The 23,329-nt window shown below is 44.7% G+C and carries 18 protein-coding genes; 7 read left to right on the top strand and 11 right to left on the bottom strand.

The window, feature by feature from the left end; translation table 11 throughout:
• Positions 1 to 48: 48 nt before the first annotated feature.
• Entirely contained in the window at positions 49 to 1,407 is a 1,359-nt protein-coding gene (locus JR334_10850) for an MATE family efflux transporter (GenBank protein ID QRN85430.1), read from the bottom strand.
• Between the two features lie 163 nt (positions 1,408 to 1,570).
• On the opposite strand from JR334_10850, the gene JR334_10845 reads away from it, so the two are divergent.
• Genes JR334_10845 through JR334_10835 form a run of 3 tightly spaced genes read left to right on the top strand, consistent with a single transcriptional unit; the run spans position 1,571 to position 3,187 of the window.
• Positions 1,571 to 2,095 carry an adenine phosphoribosyltransferase gene (locus JR334_10845; protein ID QRN85429.1) on the top strand — a complete coding sequence of 175 codons (525 nt, stop codon included), beginning with the start codon at positions 1,571 to 1,573 and terminating at the stop codon, positions 2,093 to 2,095.
• Positions 2,096 to 2,106: 11 nt separating this feature from the next.
• On the top strand, positions 2,107 to 2,466 hold the full coding sequence (locus tag JR334_10840; protein ID QRN85428.1) for a hypothetical protein: 360 nt from the start codon (positions 2,107 to 2,109) through the stop codon (positions 2,464 to 2,466).
• 1 nt (position 2,467) lies between these two features.
• Positions 2,468 to 3,187 (top strand): hypothetical protein, encoded by a 720-nt coding sequence (locus JR334_10835; protein QRN85427.1) that lies wholly within the window; start codon positions 2,468 to 2,470, stop codon positions 3,185 to 3,187.
• A gap of 115 nt (positions 3,188 to 3,302) precedes the next feature.
• Here JR334_10835 and JR334_10830 read toward each other — a convergent pair whose 3' ends face one another.
• The 6 genes from JR334_10830 to JR334_10805 all read right to left on the bottom strand — a co-directional run bounded on the left by JR334_10830 (position 3,303) and on the right by JR334_10805 (position 14,681).
• Positions 3,303 to 4,151, bottom strand: a complete 849-nt coding sequence (locus JR334_10830; GenBank protein ID QRN85426.1) for a DegV family protein — start codon at positions 4,149 to 4,151, stop codon at positions 3,303 to 3,305.
• Between the two features lie 47 nt (positions 4,152 to 4,198).
• The gene (rmuC, locus tag JR334_10825) at positions 4,199 to 5,527 is read right to left on the bottom strand and encodes a DNA recombination protein RmuC (protein QRN85425.1); all 1,329 of its coding nucleotides are present in this window, start codon (positions 5,525 to 5,527) and stop codon (positions 4,199 to 4,201) included.
• A gap of 1 nt (position 5,528) precedes the next feature.
• Positions 5,529 to 9,011, bottom strand: a complete 3,483-nt coding sequence (gene addA / locus JR334_10820; GenBank protein QRN85424.1) for a helicase-exonuclease AddAB subunit AddA — start codon at positions 9,009 to 9,011, stop codon at positions 5,529 to 5,531.
• Positions 8,998 to 12,312, bottom strand: coding sequence for a PD-(D/E)XK nuclease family protein (locus JR334_10815; protein ID QRN85423.1), 3,315 nt, complete (start codon positions 12,310 to 12,312; stop codon positions 8,998 to 9,000). Before JR334_10815 ends, addA begins: the two co-directional genes overlap by 14 nt.
• 1 nt (position 12,313) lies before the next feature.
• A complete protein-coding gene (locus JR334_10810) occupies positions 12,314 to 13,465 on the bottom strand; it encodes a YibE/F family protein (protein ID QRN85422.1) in 1,152 nt (383 codons plus the stop codon).
• A gap of 229 nt (positions 13,466 to 13,694) precedes the next feature.
• The gene (locus tag JR334_10805; protein QRN85421.1) at positions 13,695 to 14,681 is read right to left on the bottom strand and encodes a zinc transporter ZntB; all 987 of its coding nucleotides are present in this window, start codon (positions 14,679 to 14,681) and stop codon (positions 13,695 to 13,697) included.
• A gap of 195 nt (positions 14,682 to 14,876) precedes the next feature.
• Between JR334_10805 and JR334_10800 the strand changes: the two genes are divergently transcribed.
• Positions 14,877 to 16,283 carry a patatin-like phospholipase family protein gene (locus tag JR334_10800; protein QRN85420.1) on the top strand — a complete coding sequence of 469 codons (1,407 nt, stop codon included), beginning with the start codon at positions 14,877 to 14,879 and terminating at the stop codon, positions 16,281 to 16,283.
• A gap of 132 nt (positions 16,284 to 16,415) precedes the next feature.
• Here JR334_10800 and JR334_10795 read toward each other — a convergent pair whose 3' ends face one another.
• Positions 16,416 to 17,717, bottom strand: coding sequence for a uracil-xanthine permease (locus JR334_10795; GenBank protein ID QRN85419.1), 1,302 nt, complete (start codon positions 17,715 to 17,717; stop codon positions 16,416 to 16,418).
• A gap of 159 nt (positions 17,718 to 17,876) precedes the next feature.
• Between JR334_10795 and JR334_10790 the strand changes: the two genes are divergently transcribed.
• From JR334_10790 to JR334_10780, 3 genes are all read left to right on the top strand, one after another.
• The gene (locus JR334_10790; protein QRN85418.1) at positions 17,877 to 18,347 is read left to right on the top strand and encodes a hypothetical protein; all 471 of its coding nucleotides are present in this window, start codon (positions 17,877 to 17,879) and stop codon (positions 18,345 to 18,347) included.
• Between the two features lie 353 nt (positions 18,348 to 18,700).
• Complete coding sequence (locus JR334_10785; GenBank protein ID QRN85417.1) at positions 18,701 to 19,873, top strand: cation:proton antiporter; 1,173 nt, start codon at positions 18,701 to 18,703, stop codon at positions 19,871 to 19,873.
• A gap of 13 nt (positions 19,874 to 19,886) precedes the next feature.
• Positions 19,887 to 20,267: a hypothetical protein gene (locus JR334_10780; protein QRN85416.1), complete on the top strand. Its 381-nt coding sequence runs from the start codon at positions 19,887 to 19,889 to the stop codon at positions 20,265 to 20,267.
• 164 nt (positions 20,268 to 20,431) lie between these two features.
• Here JR334_10780 and JR334_10775 read toward each other — a convergent pair whose 3' ends face one another.
• The 3 genes from JR334_10775 to JR334_10765 form a co-directional block, all read right to left on the bottom strand.
• On the bottom strand, positions 20,432 to 21,154 hold the full coding sequence (locus JR334_10775; protein QRN85415.1) for a dihydroneopterin aldolase: 723 nt from the start codon (positions 21,152 to 21,154) through the stop codon (positions 20,432 to 20,434).
• Between the two features lie 97 nt (positions 21,155 to 21,251).
• Positions 21,252 to 21,794 (bottom strand): helix-turn-helix transcriptional regulator, encoded by a 543-nt coding sequence (locus tag JR334_10770; protein ID QRN85414.1) that lies wholly within the window; start codon positions 21,792 to 21,794, stop codon positions 21,252 to 21,254.
• A 112-nt stretch (positions 21,795 to 21,906) separates the two neighbouring features.
• Positions 21,907 to 23,328: a DUF2779 domain-containing protein gene (locus JR334_10765; GenBank protein ID QRN85413.1), complete on the bottom strand. Its 1,422-nt coding sequence runs from the start codon at positions 23,326 to 23,328 to the stop codon at positions 21,907 to 21,909.
• Between the last annotated feature and the right edge of the window lies 1 nt (position 23,329).

Below are 23,329 nucleotides of genomic sequence, written 5' to 3'. Positions count from 1 at the left end.
TTATCTGTACAACAATCCATATAGCGCATTACAAAGCCCCTGCAGCCTCTATACTACAACTGGCGATAATTCTTTTTCCAACACTTTGATTTCTCTAAGCAACATGTAGGCAGAAACCGCAACTGCAATAATATCCGAACAAGGATAGACCATCCATACGCCCGTTAAGCCAAAAAATCTAGGAAGAATCAGTACCATCGGTATCGTTAGGATAATCTGGCGAAACAGGGCCAAAAATAGAGCCGGGCCGGCCTTACCTAGGGCCTGGAATACCACCGAAGATATAATCTGTATACCCACGATAGGAATAAAGATACTTGCTACCCGCAGGGCTCTGGAGCCTTCTTGAATCAAAGTTGCTTCTTTGGTAAAGATTCCAGCCAGAATTTGCGGGAAAAAGAGAATCAACATCGTCCCCAAAGTAGCCGCCGCACTCACAATAATGGTGGAGTACAAAATGGATTCCTTGACTCTTTTAAAATTCCTAGCCCCATAGTTAAATCCTAAAATTGGCTGCATGGCCTGGACTACGCCAAACAAGGGCATGAATATGAACATATGCACCCGGAACATGATGCCAAATGCTGCCAAAGCAATGTCCCCGCCATAGACAACCAGGGCCTGGTTCATAATGATACCTACGCCAGAAGCAGCCAGCTGTCTGGCAAAGGATGACATCCCGATCGCATACATCTCCCACATAATATACCATTTCAGCTTCATATACTCTAGGCTGATTTTGACCATGCTTTTGCCTCGTAAAAAATAGTTCAAAAGATACAAAAAGGCACAGAACTGGGAAAATATTGTGGCAATGGCTGCCCCACGAATACCCATGTCCAGTAGATAAATCATAATGGGATCTAGGACTAGGTTTAAGCCGGTTCCAATCAGCATCGCCTTCATAGAGGTCTTGGCATCCCCCTCGGAGCGCACAATGTTGTTTGCACTCATGACCATGGGAACATAAATCCACCCAATAAAAATATACCGCATATATTCCCTAGCGTACGGCAAAATGGAAGTCGATGCACCGAACAGCCGGAGAATGGGATCCATAAATAGTAGTCCAATCACAGCAAGCGCCGTGCCCAGAATTCCCACCGACAAAAAAGCATTGCCGGCAATCAGATCCGCACGGTCCACCCGGTTTTCACCAAGGCTTCTAGAAATCATCGATGCCGCACCGACACCCGTCAAAAGACCAATGCCCGTCATCAAGTTCTGCAAGGGCATGGCGACCGTCAGAGCCGCAATCGCTTCTGAGCCCACCCAACGTCCCAAAAAGATGGTATCCACCAGGTTATATAGGGCGTTCACCAGCATGGCTACCGTGGCCGGTAGACCTAGTTGTAATATTAATTTCGGGATTCGCTCATTCGCTAAGTCAGCCTTCGGTTTTCTCATTATATCTCCTTATCAATCGACTAGATTATATCAAAGAAATCAATATTTGTGGAAAATATATGGTCTGTTGTCTTATTATCTCTTATACTTTTAGTAGAAAACGAGATACCTTGCTGTCATTCAGGTATAATTAGGTATCGTATTATGAGTAATGGGAGGGACTATGACCAAACAACAATTACACACACTCGTGAAAGATTTGATTACCGATGTGCCAGATTTTCCCCAAAAAGGAATCGTATTCAAGGACATCACACCACTGTTACGAGACAAGGATGGCTTTAAAGCCACCGTAGATTGGATGGCTGGAGAGCTAAAAGATGTAGATTATATCGTATCCCCAGAAGCCAGAGGATTCATCTTCGGTACCGCCGTCGCCTACAGCGCCGGCGCTGGATTTATCCCACTTAGAAAACCCGGAAAACTGCCTCGTCAAACATTTCGAGAAGCCTATGGACTAGAATATGGAAACGACGAACTGCAAATGCATATCGATGCACTGCCCGCAGGTTCTAGGGTGGCTTTCGTAGATGATGTACTGGCTACCGGTGGAACTTTAGCTGCCTGCGAAAGACTAGTTAAGAGTGCAAAAGCAGAACTCGTAAAGTCAATCTTTCTTTTAGAAATTGATGTACTCTCTGGTCGAAATAAGGTCTCTTCAACCGTAGACAGCCTAATACACTGTTAAGGAGGATTACCATGTCAACACGCACCATGTCAGCACACGGTGACCTAAACCAGGTTGCTGAAACTATCACCCGGGAAATGCAAAAAAGCGCCATCTCTTGTCAGTTGGTGGATTCTGTAAAAAGAGATGAAGGCAATTGCAGCAGTATGCTGCTTGTGTTCGAAAAATATTTCATGCGGGCTAGCAACAGAGCCAGCCTAAGCCTTATGCTTAACCAAATTGGAGACTACGTCACAGCAGATATGATTGGCTCTGGCGGCGGACAAGGTCCTCTTTTTAAATTTTCTTGGGGAGCAGAAGATAGTTTTGTATCTACTGCCGTAACGATTCTGAGCGACTTAGGGTTTAGAGACGACCAGGTAGGAAAATAGCATGAAAAAATATACAAAAATTCTACTGATGGTTTCCCTGGTTTTCCTGCTTATTTGCCCCACGATACCTTGCCTAGCAAATTCAGCAGAACCACCCTCCATTACCATCATTACAAAAAATCCGCCTGATGATTTAGAGCTGACCCTAACCGTCGGAGACCAAGTCATCGAAGCAAGAACTGACGATAAGATTTTAGAACAATACTTTAGTTTCTATGCTTCTTCCCTAAAAAACGAGGGGGCCTATCTTATCACCATGAGCCTGGATGGAGAAAAAAGCAGCATCAAGATTGAGGACCCTCCCAACCACTATAACAATATCTACACCTTGGACTGGGAGAAGGGTACCTTGACACCCGGGAAAGCGCCTTTTCGATCTGCAAAACTAGTTGGCCTTCGAGTCAGCTTTACGCTCCTACTAGAAGCCCTCGTCTTTTTTCTCTTTGGTTTTAGAGAATATAAGTCTTGGACCTTCTTTCTCTTTATAAACCTGATAACCCAAGGCATCTTAAACATCTGGTTGGGAAGTCACCAATTGCTGGGTAGCTACATTGTCTTTGCCCTTGTTTTTGGAGAAATCTTTGTCTACCTTGCTGAATTGATCAGTTTCGTACACGTTGTTAAAGAAAAGAGTACGCTAAGAAGAGTCCTCTATGTTCTGCTTGCCAATACCCTAAGCCTCGTCGCGGGCGGCTACCTGATCAGCCTTCTGCCCCTATAGCCGACCATATATCATCTTATGCGTGTCCAGTCTTTAACCCCTTGATTCTGTACAAAAAAAGAGCAGCAACCCAGTCATATGTCTTGGTTGTTGCTCCTTGTTCATACTCTATTCTTTATTCATAGTCCAGTCGTTCGAATAGGGCCAAACCCACTGTACCCGGTCCAACATGGCTGCCTATCACGGCACCAATTTCCATCTTATGGATATCCACCTTAGGGTCATACCCTAGGATCCCCGCCGCCATTCGGTCAACTTCGTCCGGGTTATTGGCTGACGCCAAGGCAACTGGCGCACCCGGTTCAGCAAATTCCTTATACCGCTGCACCAAAAAGTCATGGGCTTTCTTCCAACCTCGTACTTTTTCCAGGGGTTCTAGTTTTCCTTCCTCGTTAATCAATAGGATCGGTTTAATATTTAATATATTGCCTAGCATCGCCGAAGTTGCACTAATGCGGCCTCCTCGTTTCAGCATTTCCATGCTACCTACTACCACATAGGTATGTATGCGCTCATTTAGTTGTTTAAACTCTTCCACCAGTTCCCCTAGGCTAGCCCCGGCATCTCTTTTCTTTACTAATTCCAAGGCAATCAAGGCATTTCCCAAAGAAGCCGTGCGGCAATCACACACCTCAATGTTCATTTCCGGATAATTCTTAATCGCCAGCATCGCGCCCGAATAGGTACCAGACAAGGCCGAAGACATGGTAATAATCAAGACGTCCTCTCCTCGCTTTTCACAACCATCCAAGACCTCATACCAATCGGAGGTTACTGGTTGCGAGGTAACCGGTGCGATTGGTTCTCTCGCCAGCCAATCATACAATTCCTCGGGCCCTAATTCTGTCCAGTCCCTGAAGCTTTTATCCCCGACAGTGACCTGCAACGATACCATCAAGATATCATGTTTCTTTCTAAGCTTCTCTGGCATATCTGTGGCAGAATCCACGATAATACGTACCATATGTAAACCTCCTTCAGCATATAGGTTTATCATACCATATTATTAAGCTAGTCCAAGTATTTTGCCTCGTGTGGGGTAGCTATTTTCTCAATGATGTTCTGCGGCTCCAACTCCTTCTTAGGCTTGATGCCATAATTTTCAAAGCGTCGTGCAGAAGGTAGGATTCGTTTGTCAAAGGACTGCACTGCCTTGTTATAGGCGGTCACACTCCGGTTGAGACCCTTTTCCAATTCCCCAAAGTGGCCCGCAAATACTCGAATCCGGTCATACAGTTCACGGCCCAGCACAGAAATTTCGCGCGCATTTTGGCTAATGACTTCCTGCTGCCAACCATATGCCACCGATTTCAGTAGCGCTATCAAGGTAGTCGGAGTGGCTAGAATCACTTGTTGGTCCATGCCATACTCTATCAGGTTTGGATCCTTCTCCAGGGCAGCCGAAAAGAACGGTTCTCCCGGAAGAAACATCACCACAAATTCAGGCGTATCCTCGAATTGTTGCCAATACGATTTCTGTGAAAGTTGGGAAATATGCTTTTTCACCTGGGCTGCATGCTCTTTTAGTTTTTTCTCCCGGACATCTGGATCGTCTGCTTCCACAGCATCTAGATAAGCCAAAAGAGGCGTCTTCGCATCCACAACAACAGTTTTTCCCCCTGGTAAAAATATCTTTAGATCAGGGCGCAGACGACCATTTTCGGTTGTCACGGAAACCTGTTCTTCAAAATCACAATGGTCCAACATCCCCGCCAGTTCAACCACCCGTTTCAATTGTACTTCTCCCCATCTTCCCCTGACCTGAGGCGTCCGCAAGGCTCGTACCAGTTGCGCCGTTTCCTTTTTAAGCTCATTCTGGGCTGTATTTACTTCAAACATCCGGCTCATAACCTGGGCCTGGCTCTCAATGCGGTCCTTTTCTAAATCCTGCATCAGCTGGCTTACCTGCTTCAAGCTCTCCTTCATAGGCGTGAGCATGGCATCAATCTCCAAGGTTTTCTTTTCCAAGGAGCGGTCTCCATCTTTACGCTGGGAAGATAGTTCTTCCTTGGCAATCTGTAAAAAACGTTCATTGGTTTTTTCCAAAACATCCGCACTAAGAGACTTAAAGCGGTCCTCCATAAGGTACAAGGATTCCTTGAAGAAACGTTCCTTCTCCTCTAGCTGTCTTGTGCTTTCCAGCAATTCTACTTTTACCCTGGCGAGCTCCGCACCCAAACCATAAATCCTATTTTCCTGTTCCTCTTCTTTTCTTTCCTTCTTAAGCAACTCATTTTGCAAATAGCGTTTGCTGGTATCCTTCAACAGGAAGCGCATTACCAGGCTTCCCAATATAAAACCGGCGATTAAGCTAAGGCCAGCCAACATCCAACGATCCATATCAGACCTCCATCTCCTTCACCTCATCACTCGCAAATAGGTATAGGGCAATCTGTTTTACCTTTTTGCCCCCCAGCTTTTCTAGCGCCATCTTGTATAGGGACAGTTGCTTGGCATATTTTTGGTAGCTAAGAGAATGGGGATTGTTAAAGTCCTCCACCGAACGGTCCGTCTTGTAGTCTAAAAGCAAGAAACCGTCCTCCTCTTCTGCCACCAAATCCATGACACCTTGGAGCAAAATATCTTCTTCCAGCCCCTCTTCTTTCGCTTCCGGAAAAACCTCACTGGCCGGGTAGCGAATATTGAAGGCCAGCTCCCGTTGCACGCGCTTGGCTTTTAGAACTCTTTGACCCAAATCACTTTTGAAGAACTTCAAAATCTTGCTTGCCTCCACGATCTTTCGTTCTTCTGGCAACAAGATCTCATGCTCCACCATTTGATCTAATTGCGCCTGGACATCTTGTAGAGAATCTACGTGGGCAAAATCAATAGACTGCATCACCCGGTGCAAAATCAATCCCCTAGCTGTACCCCGGTCCTTCTTTTCTTCTTCTAGAAAGGTCGGTACCCTCGTTTCCAACTTTTTACCCACTCGGTAGAAGTCCAATCCCTTATTGTGGAGACGAAATACATCGGTAACCCCTAATTTACTGGGAAGTAGAGCTCGCACCTCTTCTTTTCTACCGAAGCGGTTCCAATTCACAGGCACCGCTTGTGCCTGTGCCTGCGCCAGCGCCTGCCTTATTTCCTCCCGGCGCTCTTGGTGGTTTTTGTCACGCACCTGTTTAACCTTATGTAGAGCCAACTCATCTACCAAGGAAGCACGGTAGTAGGGGCTATCCTTTTGTATCACCAAGGGATAGAACCATTCAGCATAGCTGTTTCCCTTACGCAGGGGTGCTAGATAGGGATTATCCAACGCCTCCATTTGAGACCGAGTCAGCCCCCCCAGAAATAGCAGACGGTTTTTGGCACGCGTAGCTGCCACATACAGGACCCGCAGCTCCTCCGAACGGCTTTCCTGCCGCATTTTTTTTGCAATACGATACTTATCGCTCGTCTTCATGCGATAGTTCTTCTCTAGGTTGGTCACCTCAGGTCCCAAGCCCAGACTACGGTGCATCAAGAGTAGTTCTTGGCTTTCTCTGGCATTAAAGCCCTTGCCGGTACCACCCACTAGCACCAAGGGATACTCTAGGCCCTTAGACCCATGTACCGTCACAATCCGAACCACATCACTCTTTTCGCCAGCTGTCATGGCAACACCTGGATCTAATTCCTTGTTCTTCATGCGCTCAAACAAATGCAAAAATCCCCGCAGGCCCCCGTAAGATTTCCGAGCATAGTCCTGTGCTCTCGCCAAAAACAGCCTCAGATTAGCTCGTCTTTGCGCGGCTGCGTCCATCGCACCGACTAGAACCAGCCATTGACTGTCTTGCAAGATTTTCTGCACCAGGGCTCCCACGTCAATCCGTTCTCGGTCCTGCTGCCAGGCATCCACCAGACTTGTGGCTCGCTTAATTTTTGCATCATCCCTATGTTCGTACACCAAGTCTAGGATACTTTCTTTTTTACGCCCGGCAAACAAGATTGCCAGCTCATGGTCACTCATCCCGATGATGGGAGAGCGAAGAAAACTAAGCCAGGCATAATCTTGGTCCTTGTTATCCACCAAATTCAGTATTTCGGTCATGACTCGTATTTCTACCGACTCAAAATAACCCATGGGGCGATCCATATAGACTGGAACCTGGGCCTGTTTCAAGGCTTGAACATATTTGTCTCCCCAATTCTTTTTGGCCCGGAGGATTACCACCATATCCCGCCATTCCATGGGACGCATCTTTCCTTTTTTATGGTCGAAAAATAACTTTCCTTTTTCTTTTTTCAGAAGTTCAGCCGCTACCTTTGCCTCTCGTTCCATGTAGGCCAAGTCGTAGAACGTCTCGTCCTCTAGGCCTAAAGCATTCTTATCTATAAAATGAAAAGAAACCGGTCTTTGTTCAGTATCCAAATTGGCTCCATAGACCAAGGCTTCTCCCTCGGTGTAATCAATTTCTCCCAAAGATAAGGTCATCAGGTTTTCAAATATATGGTTTACACAGTTCACCACAGGAAGCGAAGAGCGAAAATTCTGATTCAAGGCAATGAGTCGACCGGGTCCACCCTTCTTCCGGTATTCCACTTTCTTTTGTTGGAATACCTCAGGAGCAGCCCCCCGAAAACGGTAGATACTCTGTTTCACATCCCCTACCATAAAGAGATTATCCTTGCGGCTTATCCGCCGCACAATTTTTTCCTGCACCAGCGAGGTATCTTGGTATTCATCTACAAAGACATGCTCGTATTGCTCACGGATATTGTCTAAAATATCTTGGTTCTCCAAAGCCCGAAGAGCATAATGTTCAAGGTCTGAAAAGCTTAACAACTTTCCAGCCTTCTTGCGTTCCTCAATTTGCTCCATAAAATCGTAGGCTACTTCTGCCAAATCCCTCAATCTCAGATAGACCGTATCCACTTGTTCTTTCAATTGTTCTAAATCGGAGGGCACCATCCGTCCCAGTTCATCGCCCACCTGTTTCTTTAGGGCCTTGCGCATGGTGTCATGGGCAGCCTTGGCCCTTTCATCTACGTCCATATTTTTGGGTTTGGCTTTTTGACGACTCCAACTAATCGAGCTTGCCTGACGCATAAAAGAAGGAAAATCCTCTGCAAGACTCTGACTCAATTCCTCAATAAGTGCCTCATCCGCTTCCTGGGTGGCTGCCAGGTAGGGGAGTTCTTCTTCCACCAATTTCCTCATATCTGCTAGCAGCGATACAGCCTCCATCAGCGTTTCTTGGATGCTGGTTTTCAGAACCTGGATATATTCAGAATCCAGCAGCTCTCCTTGGATATGGAAATGCTCACAAGCTTCTTCCATCCAGGCCCTAGGGTCGGGAGAGCCTTGCATAAAGTCATACAGGCGGATCATCAGGTTTCGAAATCCTTCATCATTCCTAGTATTGGAAAAGGATTCTGCAAGTGGTACAAACCAATCGGCTTCTTGTGCATAAAGTCTGGTGAAGAGTAGGTCTAGTTCTTCTTCAAGCATCATCTGCTCTTCTTCAGCATCCATCGTACGACTAGCCGGGTCGATTCCCAGCACCTGACTGCTGGCGCGCACCAACCTAGAACAGAAAGAATGAATCGTCGAAATCTGCGCACCTGCAATTTTATCCAACTGTAAGCGAATGGTATCCTTGTCTGCTTCCGTTTCCAAGGCCACCTCTAGGCGTTTGGCAATGCGCTCCTTCATTTCAGAGGCTGCAGCCTTGGTAAAGGTCATGACCAACAGGGACTCCACATCCACCTTATCTTTAAGAATTAAAGAAACCACCCGTTCAACGAGAACAGCCGTCTTGCCCGATCCAGCTGCCGCTGCTAAAAGTAAATTTTCACCTCTAGATTCTATGGCCTCGCCTTGTTCCCTAGTCCAGTTCATCGGTTTCCTCCAGTCTTTCCAGCACCCTTTGACCCGCATTGCTTCCCTTAAACTCTTCGAGTTTGCGGTAGTTCATGCGTTTTTCTTCATAAAAGCATATGGATCGGTAATCGCACCAGGTGCAGGCACTCTTTTCGGCACCATACCGGTAAGGGGATACGCCTACCTCCCCTTGCATAATTTTTGCCGCAAATTCAGTCGCCTTGACGCGCCCGTGTCGACAAATCCTAGCAAATTCCTCTGCATCCACCACATGCTTGTTTTTGGCAAAGCTCCCATCCTTGTTCAACTTCACGCCTTGCATGGTAGGGCTCGCAGTCTCGGTACCATCTAGCTTCGAAACCACATCTAGGTCCTTCAAAACGAGTCCCTTCATCGCAAATCTCCTTTGCAGTTCCTGCTTTAGTTCTTCTTCATCTCCACGCTCTAGAATCACCGGTTGGTTGTCTATGTGAAAATATAGGGCAGCACCCACCTGTACCGACTCCACGCCTAGGGCTTTTGCCGCCCCCTGCATTGCCTCTGCATAGATTGCCAGTTGCAGACTAAGCCCATGGTAGAATAAGCCATAGTCGAAGTCCTTATTGCCTGATTTGTAGTCAATCAGGCGTACTAAAGCCTTTTCATCTTCCTGATACACATCTGCCCTATCTATAACACCTCTAAGCTCCAAGGTGGTCTTATCGTCTACTTGCAGATAAATTGGGGGCAACACTTCATCCTGCCCAAAATGCACCTCAAAAAAGGCTGGCTCAAAAGAGCCTTGACTCAGTTGTTTTGTCATCTGCTGGACAGAACTTGTGGCCATCTTGCGATAGCGAGCGTAGGATGGGTCCTTTCTTACAGCCAGCATATCTTCTCCAGATGCTGCTAAGTCCATCGCCTTATCCATTCTTTCGATCCGTTCCGTCTCTGCAATATCCCAACTTTTCTTATCCTTTGCCAGTTCCTTGGCATAATGATAAAAGCTATCGTGGAAAAAAGTACCCAGATCGCTATTGTCCACAATTCCCTCTTTCCGCTCTTGCGGTTTCAATCCATGAGCCACAAAGTAGGCAAAGGGACAAGAAGCCATTTTTTCTAGGCGGGATATGCTCATCTTCGGCTTAGGACCATATAGTTCAGATGCGACCTGCGAGCCGAGCTTTCGTTCTGGTTCTCTTGAAAATTCAGCGGAAAGAAGATTATCCAAGGTTTCCTTAAATCCACCCTGGTAGAGAGCAAAAAGATTGTTTTTAGATTCGTCAGATAGGCTTTCACCCCGCAGGTACCGGCCGATATCCTCAATTCCCCACTCCAAGGCATCCGCCGGCCAAACACAATTTCCCCGGCGCACAAGTGGCAACAATTCATCATCTTCTTGCACGACTATGTTCAGTTCTGGATACATCTTCTTTAGACGCATCAGCAAGGAAGAAGGAAGAAGCGCTTCCCCCAGCATGCTGGTTCTGGCATAACTAATGGACATGCCCTCGTTGGCCTTGGCCATGGCCAAATAAAGATCCATCTTTTCTTTACGGTACAGGCTAGCACTATCTAACCCCAGATCTAATCCTAGCTCTTTCAAACGGTCTGCCTCCCGGTGTGAAAGTAGGGCAGATTCCCGGATATTTGTCGGTACAATCCCATCATTCAATCCCATCATATAGAGATACCGTATATCATGACTCTTGGAACGAGCCAAAGCACCCACCAGGACCTGGTCGATACCGCTGGGAATCTCACCCAATTGTTTCCCGCCTAGACCAGTCGTAAGCAATTCCAAAAATTCATTTAATTCCAGAATCTCATTGCCCATCAAGAGAACCATCTGTTCCATCACGGAAATCAGCAAGCCATATACTTGGGCAGTTCGGGCTGCCAACAAAAATTCCCGTCGTTCCAGGTGAACCTCCCGTTCCTTTGTAAGACGCTCAAGCACCGACTGCTCCTCTAGGTAGGTATAAAGGGCTAGTACCATGTCCTTTACATTCTTCGCGCTACAGAAGGCTTCCTCCAGTCTTAAAATCGGCTTCATGCAATCCGTTGCACCAAGATACTCCCTCAGAGCACCCCTCGTGAGGCCGAGTCGCATGACCGTATTTTCCAACTTCTCTCGTAGTTCCAAGTCCTCAGTCACATAATTACTGGCCAAGTACTCACGCCATTGTGCTTGGCCGTAATTAGACCCGATCAGCTTAATGGAACGAAGTACGTGCGCAATAAAACTTTCTTGGTAAAGGCTTATTCCATGGTCAAAATGTACAGGAATTTCATAGGCTGCAAACCAACGAGCCAGTGGCTCATAATAATCGTCCAAGCAATCACACATCACAGTGATGTCCCTTGGATTCAAGTCTCCCATCTTGATTTGACATGCAATTTGATGCGCCACATAGCGAGATTCTTGTTCCCGGTCCTTTGCTTCAAACACCTGCAGGTGTTTCGGCACTTTATCCCAGGTATCATGAGGATAGGAAAAAAGATTCCTTTGTAAAAAAGCCAGTTCTTCTTCACGAAAGACAGTATCTAGATGTTCTCTCACGAGTTCGATTTTTTCCTGCTTACAAAACTTTCTCAACCTATCTATAATTCCAGCCTGGGCAGCAAAAAGACTACCTTCTTCGGCACGGTCATCATAGGGTAGGGCCAAGATTAAATCGTTCTTTAAAAGAAGCAACTGCTCTAGCAGGGCTATCCCTTGAGCAGAGAACTGTGTAAAGCCATCGATAAAAATTTTTCTTCCGCAAAACACCTTGGAATACTCCAATTTCTCCTTTAGCAAGCGGTAGGACTCTTCTGGATATAGGTAGCCTTCTGCCAAAGCCACCTGGTAGGCCAGATAAACCTGCTCGACGTCTCTAAGTTTTTTGACTAGTCTTTCGTCCTTCATCTGTTTTGCCGCCGAAAGCAACTCTTCCACACTCAGATCGTTTCTCTTTATGGTCTCGATTAATGCAGAAATCTCTTCAAGCATGCCACTTGAATGACCCCTTAGTTGCTCTAACTCTTCCTCCAAATCCATCATGACTTTTCGGATGAGCATCCTTTTTCCTTGCTGGTCAAGAGATTGCCGCACTAGGCCACCACACTCTTCGAGCACGCGAGTAGTCAGTCTGCTGATGGAAAGAACCTCAATCGATAGGGTTCCATCCAGGTCAAGACCCTCAATTAAATCCCGCTCACATTGCAGGGTATACTGTTCTGGAGCCAGGAAATAGATTTTACCTTGGTACGAAGGGTCAGTCATCGCCAAACGTACTTTCTCCACCAATAGGCGACTTTTCCCACTACCAGATCTTCCTGTTACAATGCTTAACACCTTAGCCTCCTATCTTTTCTTTTCCAAACAAGACGCCTGCCATTACAGCGGTAATGGGTATGGTAAGAACCAAACCAATAGAACCCGCCAGCGAACGCACAATTTCGGTAGACATGGCATCAATATTCACAATTTCAAAAAAGGGCATATCATAGGCCATAAAGAGAAGCAGCATATAGAGTCCGCTTCCAGAGTAGGCTAAAATCAAGGTATTGGCCATGGTTCCAATGATGTCCCGACCAATGTTCATTCCAGAACGAATCAAATCCCGAGCCTTCAAAGCTGGATTCACTTGTTTCAGCTCCCAGATTGCCGATGAGATGGAAACAGCTACGTCCATAACTGCACCCAATGCGCCCAAAATATTGGTGGCAAACAAAAGTCCGACAAAGTTAAAGGTAATATTCTGGGGTATATAGCTAAGCATACTGGCTTCTTCCATACTTAGACCAGTAAGCCCCGTAATTACAGAAACCAGGTAGGCTAGGATACCTGCAATCAATACACCCGAAAAGGTACCGATTATGGCACTCACGGCCTTCTTATTCCACCCGGCAATTAAGGGGATAGAAATTAAAATAACCCCAATGGAAATCAGGATTGACATTAGGATGGGGCTGTAGCCTTTCAAAATGGCGGGCAATAAAATCTTTAGAATAGCAAACATGGTGAGTGCTAGGGCAATGAGAGCTCTAAACCCCTTCAAGCCACCAATCAAAACTAGAAGACCTACAAAGAATAGCAAGAGGACCAAAAGGACATCTTCTCTGGCCCGCTCAGTTACGTAGCCTTCCACCAATTGATTATTCTCGTCTTGCACCAGGTAAAGAACCACCTTGTCGCCTTCTTTTACTTCAATGTTATACGGCAGACTTGGATCCTTCACATTGTCTGTAATAAAGGTTTCCCCCTTCAAATCACCACTTAAGATTTCAATCCGCAGGGTCTCACGGACCATTTCGTAGTTACTAACGTTTTCAACCGTGCTGTCTAGTATCTCCAACACCCGACCCTTAACCGATGTTTCAGTAAAAGTGGGGACCTCCTCGGAGAGAATTGCTCCATACACTTCATCATCTGCCATCACACTCATCGGCATAAGCAGGCTAACGAGTAGCAGACCAACCAGCATCTTTAATCCAATTTTTTTCATAGTCCCATCCTTTATTATAGTATTCTTCACTGATTATAATTTTAACACTTGCAAAGACCTAACTCCATGCTTTAACCCAATTGTTCACAGAATTGTTATATACAGTAAACAAGCCCCTTAGCGCGAAGGGGTTTGCTTATTCCTTACAGAATTGGTGGTACATATTAAGACAAATTCGCCATTTCCTAGCCAATCCAGCCTTTCCACAGAAATACACTAAAAAGGATTCCTAAATCCATTTATTCTTCTTGAACAATAAGAATTCGATAACACCGATGATAAGCATAATCACACAGAATACACCGAATGCCATCTGGCTTTTGCTGCCTGGTATCCCACCGACGTTGATGCCGAATAAACCCACAAGAAAGCTAAGGGGTAAAAAGATTGCCCCCACTATAGAAAGAACATACATCGTTTGATTCATCATTTCTCTACTGGAGTTATTCAGTTCTTCTTGTAATAGTGCCGCTCTTTCCTTAATAATAACTAGCTCATCGATGGCCCTAAAGGTCTTTTCAATGTTCTCATTAAAATGGGACCGTTGCGTGTAGTCAAGCCAAGTACACTTTTGTGTATCAAAATCATTCAAAGCGCCCTTTTGAGGATTCAGGTATTTACTAATCTGAATAATGTTCTTTCTGGTTTCCCGTAGTTCATTTCGAATGTTGTCATTTTCATCATTCAAGATCTCATCTTCAAAACGCTCTACCGATTCTTCTAGCTCAAAAATATACTCGCGTATCCCACTCGTAATCCCTGCCACGATTTCATTTAACAAGTCGCCTTGGGTATAGGGTCCCTTCTTATTCCGTATTGATTCACCAATATCTTGAATCACCTGAAGCCTATCACTCCTTAACGTAATAATCCGGTTGTTTTCAATCAGAATGTGCAACGAAATCATATCTTCAAATCCTTCACCCTTGTCCATATTTAGACTTCGAAGAATGAGGATAAGCCCATCCATATACTGAATAACACGCGGCCTAGTATCTTCTGACAGCAACTCCGCTACGATGAAATCTGGAATACTGCTTTCACGCTCGAAATACTCCATCGCAGAAGGACTATCCTGGTCGATATGCAACCAAATAAAGCCACTCCTATCTGTATAGTCTGGCAGTTCTGCAAGGCTAGTAATCACTTCATACTGCCCCTTTTCAATATAGTAGCCATATATAATCCCATTTTGACTCATAGTATTCTCCATCACCAAATTTTCTTCCTACCTTATTATATGTGTTTTATTCTTTACTTCTATAGTTGCAACCCATTGTCCTGCAAAATAGACTAGTCCTTCCCCCTCCTCTCCACACTAGAATCCTTTTTCGGGTCCTTTTTTAGTAAGTGCTAGCTGTTCAATGTGATATACTACATATATAGCAAATTATATATTTGGAGAGCTGTTATGAAAAATTATTTTACACCGAAAAGTCAACAAGATTCCCAGCCCATCGTCTATGGCCTTGCATTAGGAGGCGGTGGAACAAAAGGCAGTTATGAAATTGGCGTTCTAGATTATTTGGTTGAAAAGAAAATCCCCATCGGTGCTGTTGCGGGAACCTCCATTGGTTCCGTCAATGGGGCCATGTTTGCTATGGGGCGACTAGACAAGGCTAAAGATGCTTGGATGTCCTTAGACATTGATGTACTGCTAAGGAGCGTAGAACAAAAAGAGCAAAAAGAACAAAAAGATAGTGAAGAAGCGTCCCATAAACCGAAGGGATGGAGACCAGACTTCCTTAAAATACTAGACCGGGATATGTCCACCATGACTAGGCAGTATTTGGAAAATGGGGGCATAGACATGGAACCCCTAAAGGATTTTTTGGCTAGACTAATTGATGAAGAAGCCCTTAGAAATTCAGATATAAATTATACCTTATCTGCTACTGATGTAACCAACTTTGAGCCCAAGTATTTTAATATCCGCGACATGCCAAGCGGGCAACTGATTGACTATATCCTAGCCAGTTGCTCTGTGCCTGTTTTCAAACTACCAGAAATAGATGGCATCAAATATTTAGATGGCGGTTTTCATGATAATATTCCAGTGGGTCCACTCCATGAGTTGGGCTACAAGCATGTCATCGCTGTGGATTTAAGTGGTATTGGCATCAACCGCAGTCTTAAGACCAAGGGTGTCAAGCTAATCCACATCAAAAACAGTGCTGATTTGGGGGCAACCTTCCAGTTTGACCAGGCTCAAGTGAAAAAAAACATCCGCCTTGGCTATCTAGATGCCAAGAAGGCCTTCGGTGGTCTATCGGGACATGTCTATTATTTGAAAAATGAAGCGTCCAAGAATCCCCTGCTGGGGCCACTTACTGAAAATGAACGGGCATGGTTGGATGACCTACTAGTTTTACCTCAATCTAAAATGATTAAAAACGACCTAGTTCGAAATATGCTACTAAAACAGGTCAAAAAATATAAGCAGGACTTAGGGCTTAATACAAAACTGGAAAACGTAAACTTTATTTCTGCTGCACTGGAGATTACAGCTGAACAGTTAAGTGTAAAACGTTTACAGGAGTATACCCTAGACCAGTTGCTGGATAAAACCTTGTCCGCCTACGAACAACTCGAAAAGACCAATCGAGAGCAGGAATCGCAAAACAAGGATTGGCTATGGCAAACCCTTAAGAAAAAGAATGTGCCAAAATTGCTGGCCAACAATTATCTGCCAGATATCGTGGAAAAGTATTCGAAAGAGGATAAGAAAAAACTCTTTCCCCTCTTATCTATGCCTCTTCCACGCTATACCATCACAGCCCTCTTCTTGTTACTTATGAAAAAGAGGAAGGCTCTCTAACCATACTCGGCCAACCTAGGCCTTGTATTAAGAATGAAGTCCTAGGTGTATTACTATAGAAACTGAACATATTTAGATAAACATCGAGGGCGTGGATATCCACGCCCTCGATGTTTATTAGATTCAAATCTTTTAGCTAGCCATAGACTCTTCTTCATCTTGCGAGTCTTCTTGGGGTAAAACCAGGTTCAATAGAATACCTGCAACAGCGGCCAAAGCCATGCCACCAATCTGGTATTGGGTTTCCCCAATCGTTACTGGCATCACTTCCAAACCGATTCCCAGCACCATGATAACTGCCGCGATAATCAAGTTGCGGGATTGCGTAAAGTCGACTCTATGCTCCACCAGACTCCTTGCACCGACCGAAGCAATCATACCGAATAAGATGATCGATATCCCCCCGATGACGGGTAAGGGAATACTAGAGATGAGTGCATTTAGTTTGGGAATAAATCCCAATAGAATCGCCACTACGGCTGCAATTCTCATAACACGTGGGTCGTACACTTTGGTTAAGGCAAGCACACCCGTGTTCTCCGAATAGGTGGTATTCGCAGGTCCACCTAGCATGGCAGAAATGGCAGTTGCCAAACCATCGCCCAATAGTGTGCGATGTAAGCCTGGGTCCTTGGCAAAATCTTGTCCCGCCGTTTCACCGATGGCCATAATATCTCCAATATGTTCCACCATGGTCGCTAGGGCGACTGGCGCTACCATTAAAACAATACTTAAATCAAACTTTGCCAAGGTAAAATGTGGCATACCAATCAGTTCAGCCGCATGGAAAGCAGAAAGGTCTATATTGCCGCTTACCAAGGCTACTAGGTAGGTTAGACTTAGGCCAATCATTACAGGGATCATGCGCAAAAAGCCCTTGGCATAAACCGATACTGCGGCAACCAGGGTAAAGCTAATCAGAGCCAGCCACCAACGTAAATCCGTCGAATCCGGCATGACACCAGCCATGCTTAATGCCGTCGGTGCAAGTCTTAATCCGATCACGATGATGATAGGACCAGTCACTACCGGAGGAAAAAATTCAAGTACTTTTTGAACGCCAAAGAAAGCGACCAGAGCAGCCAGAAGCAAATACACCAATCCGGCTACCACGATTCCACCTGTAACGTACGAAATTACTTGGTAGCGTAGTGCCTCCTCACCCAGTTGTAACGGAGCCAAGCGTTCTGCAGCTAGTGCAGCTGCTGTAAGCATTGGTGGAATGAAGGCAAAACTAGATCCCAAGAATGCTGGTACCTTTCCTTTCGTGACCAAATGAAATAGTAGCGTTCCTACACCAGCCATTACCAAACAAACCGAAATATCCAGTCCCGTCAAAATAGGCACCAGTATGGTTGCACCAAACATGGTGAAGGCATGCTGTAGTCCAAGCAAGATGAGTTTGGCGTTGGACAGTTGATTTTGTTGTTCCATATTGTTCCTCCCTTGTAATAGTCCTAAAAACAGTCTTATTAAGCATACCGAAACCAAACTCAAACTGCAATGCTCAATCGTCCTTGTTCTGCTTTATCTTGCTACTTTTTTCTATCATGATATATACTTATAGGAAGATCTATTCGAAGGAGGCCAACTATGGAAAATTTGAATACCATCCAGCTACTTCCCGTAACCAAAAAGGAGCAGGATGATTATTTTAAAAAAATCAAAAAGCATGCGAAGGAACTTACTGCATTCTACGAAGACCAGCAAATGATTCAGGACTCGCATTTGGAAAGACTCTTCTCTGTACTAGACTACGAGTTAAACTACCTGAGTAAGCTCGGACAGGAAAAGGTGGCACGGATTTACCTGCTGTCCATCCACCACAAGGGAGATAGCTTCGATGTAAACCGCTATCCTCTTCACACCATCCTGATTGAATGCTGCTATATGGCTCGTACGACGGGTGAACTAAGAGAGGAATTTTCAGGTGGCTTTATTTGGCAGATTGTGGTCGATGCGCTCCAATCCCATCTCCTTGACTGGATTATTTCTCCCGTAGATTACAATGTCAAAGACAAGTTAATCAACCATCTACGCAAGCTTTTGGCTGCACTCGCCTAGTCTGCATGGCCTGGCTCATATCTCGCTAAAAAAATCTAGTTCTGGGACCGAATGCTGCAAGGTGTCTTCCCAGAACTATTTTAATCAGCATATATATTGCCGGTCTATCGAAAAACATCTATCTCCTACACGTCACCAAATTAAGCTAGATTCTACGCTACTTTCTCCTTCAAAAAATCTCCTATTTGCCAATACAGAAGTATTATATATTTCTTCTATATCTACTAGGCTAATCAGGCATTTCAAAAAAATATATATTTCGACCTTTCTCGCTTGCATTTTAAAATAAGAAGCATAAAATAGAAGCTGTCCGAAAATTTTGAGAAATAAAAGAAATAGAAAGAAGTGATCGTGTGAATGCCTTTTTAGCTCTGGGAACCGCCCTTATATTGGGCGCCCTATGCGGCAAAATTATGAATAAAATCAAAATGCCGGCCGTCGCTGGCTATATCATTGCAGGACTGTTAATTGGAGTTTCCGGTTTCCGTGTTCTGGATGTTGGATCGTTGGACAAATTGTCTTTCATCAGCGACTTCGCCCTATGTATCATCGCTTTTAATATTGGTAGCGAATTAGAGGTAAACATCCTAAAAAAAATGGGGCGTTCCATCTTTATCATTGCAACATTCGAAGCACTGATGGCCTTTATCCTAGTAACAGGAATCACCTATTTGGTGAGTCGGAATTTGGCTTTAGCCCTAATCTTGGGTGCCGTATCTTCGGCAACAGCCCCTGCTGCTACAGTCATGGTATTGAAGGAATTCAATGCAAAAGGTCCTTTGACTTCTACCCTACTGGGTATCGTAGCCGTGGACGATGTAATCTGCCTAATGATTTACTCCGTGGCCTCGGCCATCGCGAAAGTGTTGATTGCACATACTACGCTTAGTGTCTATAAGGTTGTCATGTTGCCCTTGGGCGAGATTTTCTTTTCGCTTCTACTCGGCATCGTACTCGGTGTTGTCCTAGCCTTATTGCTTAAAAATGCCAACAGAGACTCCGATACACTACTATTTGTAGTCGGTTCACTTTTGGTATTGGTAGGAGTCGCAAACCATTTCCATCTGTCTACCCTGCTATCTGCTATGGCGCTGGGTGCAACCATTGCCAATCTATCTAAGCATAAACATCAGGCCTTTGAGAATATTGACAACTTCTCACCGCCTCTAATTGCGGCCTTCTTCGTATTGGCCGGTGCAAGACTAGATATTTTTCTCTTGCCGCAAATCGGATTAATCGGACTTATGTATCTGGTTTTCCGAATCATAGGCAAAATTTTGGGTGCAACAGTCGGTGCTTCAATTGCCCAAGCCCCCAAAGTTGTTAAAAAATATATCGGTTTCGGCCTTCTGTCGCAGGTTGGTGTTGCCGTAGGTCTAGCCATTACCGTCAGCAATGAGTTTCCTGGTACTGCATTAGGAACTATTGTGGTGACCATCTTGCTTTCAACCACCATACTGACAGAAATTATTGGCCCATATACTACAAAATATGCGATAATGAAAGCAGGAGAAACCAACCTGTAAACTGGAGGTACTTATGAGCAAAGCTCTTTTTCTAATTTTAAATGATACACGTAAGTTGAATTCTATCTACGATATTTTCTATGAAAACGAATGTGGTGCCACCACGATTGATAGTGTGGGCCTTGGCAAGACACTCATGACCAAAGACATTGAGGTTCCTGTGTTTGCTGGCATTCGAAATATGATTGAGAAGGATAAGCCCTACAACAAGACCATCATCAGCGTAATCCGTTCTGAAGAAAAGCTGAAACGAGTTAGTTCAGCCATCCGAGAAGTCTTAGGCTTAAACCACTGTAACAACACCGGTCGAGGATTTATGTTTGTCGTACCTGTAGACGAATGTATCGGTTACGCACTAGACCAAAATGAATATAATCCAGAATGCGATAAATAGTATTCTAACAGAAGTATCAGGCTGCCGGCGATTTGCCGGCAGCCTTTTTGTTTCCCTTTCATCCCCGTAAGCTGAGTCCTAACCATCCTTCCAAGCAAAAAAAAGGCTATCCTGTCTGAAGACAGAATAGCCTAGATAATTTCTATACCTTTTACTTCAATTAACTATTTAACAACCATATACTCCATATAATCTACAGACAGATTGTTTTCTGGCAAAAAGTTTCGAACCTTAGCACGAACCATCTTGGCATCCGGTTTATCCTCATAGACCTTTTCAACCATCTTACGAGCCAATTCATAGGGTGCATCACCCTTGTTGGCTTTGATGGTATCTACCGCCACATCATAAACCGTAGTATAGCTGTAGCTATAGGCAATATCATCATTTTCGATGGATGGACCCATATTGAAGGCTACCTCTAGATCTGCTTCGTATTTGACATCCTTGTCGAATACTCTAGCACTGCGGATCTTGGTAAAGTTATAGTCTTCAAGATGTTCATATACCGGTGTGTAACCCTTCTTACGACGGCTCACTGTAGTACTTACATACTTGACCAAGCCTCCTGGCATACCGATACGGATGGGTGTAGACGGCTTTTTAACCTCTACCCGTACTTCCATTAAGGCATCTGAGCTGGCTTCTAAAATCAGGTCTCCCACGCGGCCGGCTACCGCCTGAATCATGTCGCGGTGTACGTCTATCGCCTCTTCTTGGATAAAACGCTCCACCTCCGCCTCAGATACGGATGTATCCACTTTGGATAAATCTTCTCCAAACAAAGTTATCTCTAGCACAAACTTCTGTCCCAATTCTTTTTCTTGAATGGCGTGTCCGTGTGTGGCAAAGATGGTAATGTTCTTGTACATTTTGTAATTCATCATTACGCCTCCTCGCTATTTTTTATCGTTCGGGTAAAACCAATATCACCCAAAATATTATATATGAAGTGACAATGTTTGTCGAGAATCTCTAATTTTTTCATTCATTGTCTGCTCTTCTTCCTTTTAGATAGAGCGCCCCGACAAGACCTGCCAGCGCAATCGCAGCTGTTACCACGCTTAATACATTCACAAATACCAAGGGCATCTTCATCGCAGCCGGTAAATCAGAAAGCGCTATACCAAATCCCTCCGGTGGTTGTAGCATCGTACGAAATGCATAGTGAGCAAATCTAGTCAGTAGAAAGGCTAGTGCTGCATATCCAGCAATTATATAGCCTGCTAGATAGCCTTTTGTTTTGATGAGCCTTTTCACAAAATGTAGACTAGGTTCATAAGAACTAGAAGCTGGGGCAACCGCTTCCTTCTCTTCCTCTTTCTCTTCCCAAGTATCGTCTAGCAAGTAGTCGGTGCTTACACCAAAATAACGACTCAGTATCAATATGCGGTCTATATCCGGAGAAGATTCTCCCAACTCCCACTTGGATATGGATTGTCTAGATACCTCAACCTGCACTGCGAGTTGTTCTTGGGACATCCCTTTTTGCTTACGCAACATCTGTAATTTTTCTCCAAAAGTCATATCACTACCTCCTGTTTGATGTTTTCAGCATAACCAATATCCCAGTTGCATTCTAGCAAACCGCGTTTGAATCTATGCAACCATCCGTTGCACCTGCAAGATACGGGGACTCTTAGTCCATTTCTACAAGGGTTTTCAATATCTGATACAGTTCAACCAGAACCCTGGCGTCCCACTTTCCATATACGATTAAATCCCGAACAATCTCTTTTTGCAGCTCCTTTGTCGGCTCTTTCCTATATTTATCATACAGGTCTTGCGCCATCTTACCATCTCGTACAGAAGAGTCTTCATAGCTTCCCGGAAGAAAGGCCCTTGCTACACTTTTTAGTTTCGTACTACCTTGTTGCTCTGGGTGATAGACCAAAAAAGAGGAAAAAAGAGGCAATAAATCGACTAGTCTCATCTGCATGGACTTGAGAAATATTTTGTGTTCTGGATAGCGTAATTCCAACTCCTTGAGTCTAGCTCGTTCAAAGCTCTGGTTGTAGACTAGAATAGATCCTTCTTTGGGTATGAGCCGCAACAAAGCATCCATGACTCCATCCCGAGGGTCTCCCTTTTCTTCATAAACATAGCTTTCGGATAAAACGGCCCCTTGTTTCTCGTAGGCAACCGAACATTGGTAAACAATAGGCAGGTGTACCCCGTCACCTTCAAATTGGGGAATCATTGGCGAAAAAGCTTCAAAATCCAAGGCACTGATCGGAGCTTGGATTTCTCTAAGTCTCCTTAGGATCCCCTTTTTTTCCAAATATACCCGGTTCTTAAGTAAGGACTGTTTCTGTATTCTCGCCTTCGCACTTAAAAGATGGTCTGGTATATCTTCAACCTTGTGGTAACCAGCCTTCTCAAATTTCACTAGTTTGCCTGGTGAAATACCATGAACGGTAGCAGCATGGTCTTTGCTGAAATGATAGCAATCCGATTGAAGGGAACAGGCAACATCTTTTTCCTGATAGGGTTCCAAAGAAAGGACTGGTTCAGGGCCGGAAAGAATACGTTTCATACGATGTATCTGGTCCTCAATCTGGGGCAGATATTCCTCTAGTTCTTCAGTAACATCCGCTAAAATCAACAGCTCATGTGGATTGATCTTCCCCTGTAAGCGGTAGTGCTTGTTAAAATAGAGCACATACGAGCGGTCCAAGGTGAGACCTAATTTGGCTAGCACAAATTTTTGGTATGCCAATTCCCAAAATACCTGCTTTTTTACTCGTTTGCTTTCAACCAAACATATGCTGCTTCTCTTGTTTTTGGTTTGGGAAAAACATACATCCATATGAACGTAGCAATCCTGCCAACGAAAGAGCCCATGACGGAAGGTCTTTGCATTTTGAAACTGCTTTACAGATACAGAAATCCAGTCTTCTATCTGCGCACGATCAAGCTTATGAAGCCCCTCATAGTAGGCGTTCAGCAAGGCTTCAATATCTGCAGAATGAAAACCATCTGCCGCCTGTCTCGTCTTAGCTTCCTTATAAAAGCAGCGAGGACAAAAAAGTCCCTTGCCGAACAGTTTTTCATCAATCATA

It is taken from the genome of Clostridia bacterium (assembly GCA_016887505.1).
In the GTDB taxonomy this organism is placed as follows: Bacteria; Bacillota; TC1; order TC1; family UBA5767; genus UBA5767.
Note: the sequence above shows the minus strand (reverse complement) of the source record. Positions and strands in the feature narration are given on the sequence as shown.

Excerpts from the sequence above, each read along its gene's own strand:
- JR334_10850 (QRN85430.1), bottom strand. The coding sequence starts at position 1,407 with ATGAGAAAACCGAAGGCTGACTTAGCGAATGAGCGAATCCCGAAATTA.
- JR334_10845 (QRN85429.1), top strand. The coding sequence starts at position 1,571 with ATGACCAAACAACAATTACACACACTCGTGAAAGATTTGATTACCGAT.
- JR334_10840 (QRN85428.1), top strand. The coding sequence starts at position 2,107 with ATGTCAACACGCACCATGTCAGCACACGGTGACCTAAACCAGGTTGCT.
- JR334_10835 (QRN85427.1), top strand. The coding sequence starts at position 2,468 with ATGAAAAAATATACAAAAATTCTACTGATGGTTTCCCTGGTTTTCCTG.
- JR334_10830 (QRN85426.1), bottom strand. The coding sequence starts at position 4,151 with ATGGTACGTATTATCGTGGATTCTGCCACAGATATGCCAGAGAAGCTT.
- rmuC (QRN85425.1), bottom strand. The coding sequence starts at position 5,527 with ATGGATCGTTGGATGTTGGCTGGCCTTAGCTTAATCGCCGGTTTTATA.
- addA (QRN85424.1), bottom strand. The coding sequence starts at position 9,011 with ATGAACTGGACTAGGGAACAAGGCGAGGCCATAGAATCTAGAGGTGAA.
- JR334_10810 (QRN85422.1), bottom strand. The coding sequence starts at position 13,465 with ATGAAAAAAATTGGATTAAAGATGCTGGTTGGTCTGCTACTCGTTAGC.
- JR334_10800 (QRN85420.1), top strand. The coding sequence starts at position 14,877 with ATGAAAAATTATTTTACACCGAAAAGTCAACAAGATTCCCAGCCCATC.
- JR334_10795 (QRN85419.1), bottom strand. The coding sequence starts at position 17,717 with ATGGAACAACAAAATCAACTGTCCAACGCCAAACTCATCTTGCTTGGA.
- JR334_10790 (QRN85418.1), top strand. The coding sequence starts at position 17,877 with ATGGAAAATTTGAATACCATCCAGCTACTTCCCGTAACCAAAAAGGAG.
- JR334_10780 (QRN85416.1), top strand. The coding sequence starts at position 19,887 with ATGAGCAAAGCTCTTTTTCTAATTTTAAATGATACACGTAAGTTGAAT.
- JR334_10775 (QRN85415.1), bottom strand. The coding sequence starts at position 21,154 with ATGATGAATTACAAAATGTACAAGAACATTACCATCTTTGCCACACAC.
- JR334_10770 (QRN85414.1), bottom strand. The coding sequence starts at position 21,794 with ATGACTTTTGGAGAAAAATTACAGATGTTGCGTAAGCAAAAAGGGATG.
- JR334_10765 (QRN85413.1), bottom strand. The coding sequence starts at position 23,328 with ATGATTGATGAAAAACTGTTCGGCAAGGGACTTTTTTGTCCTCGCTGC.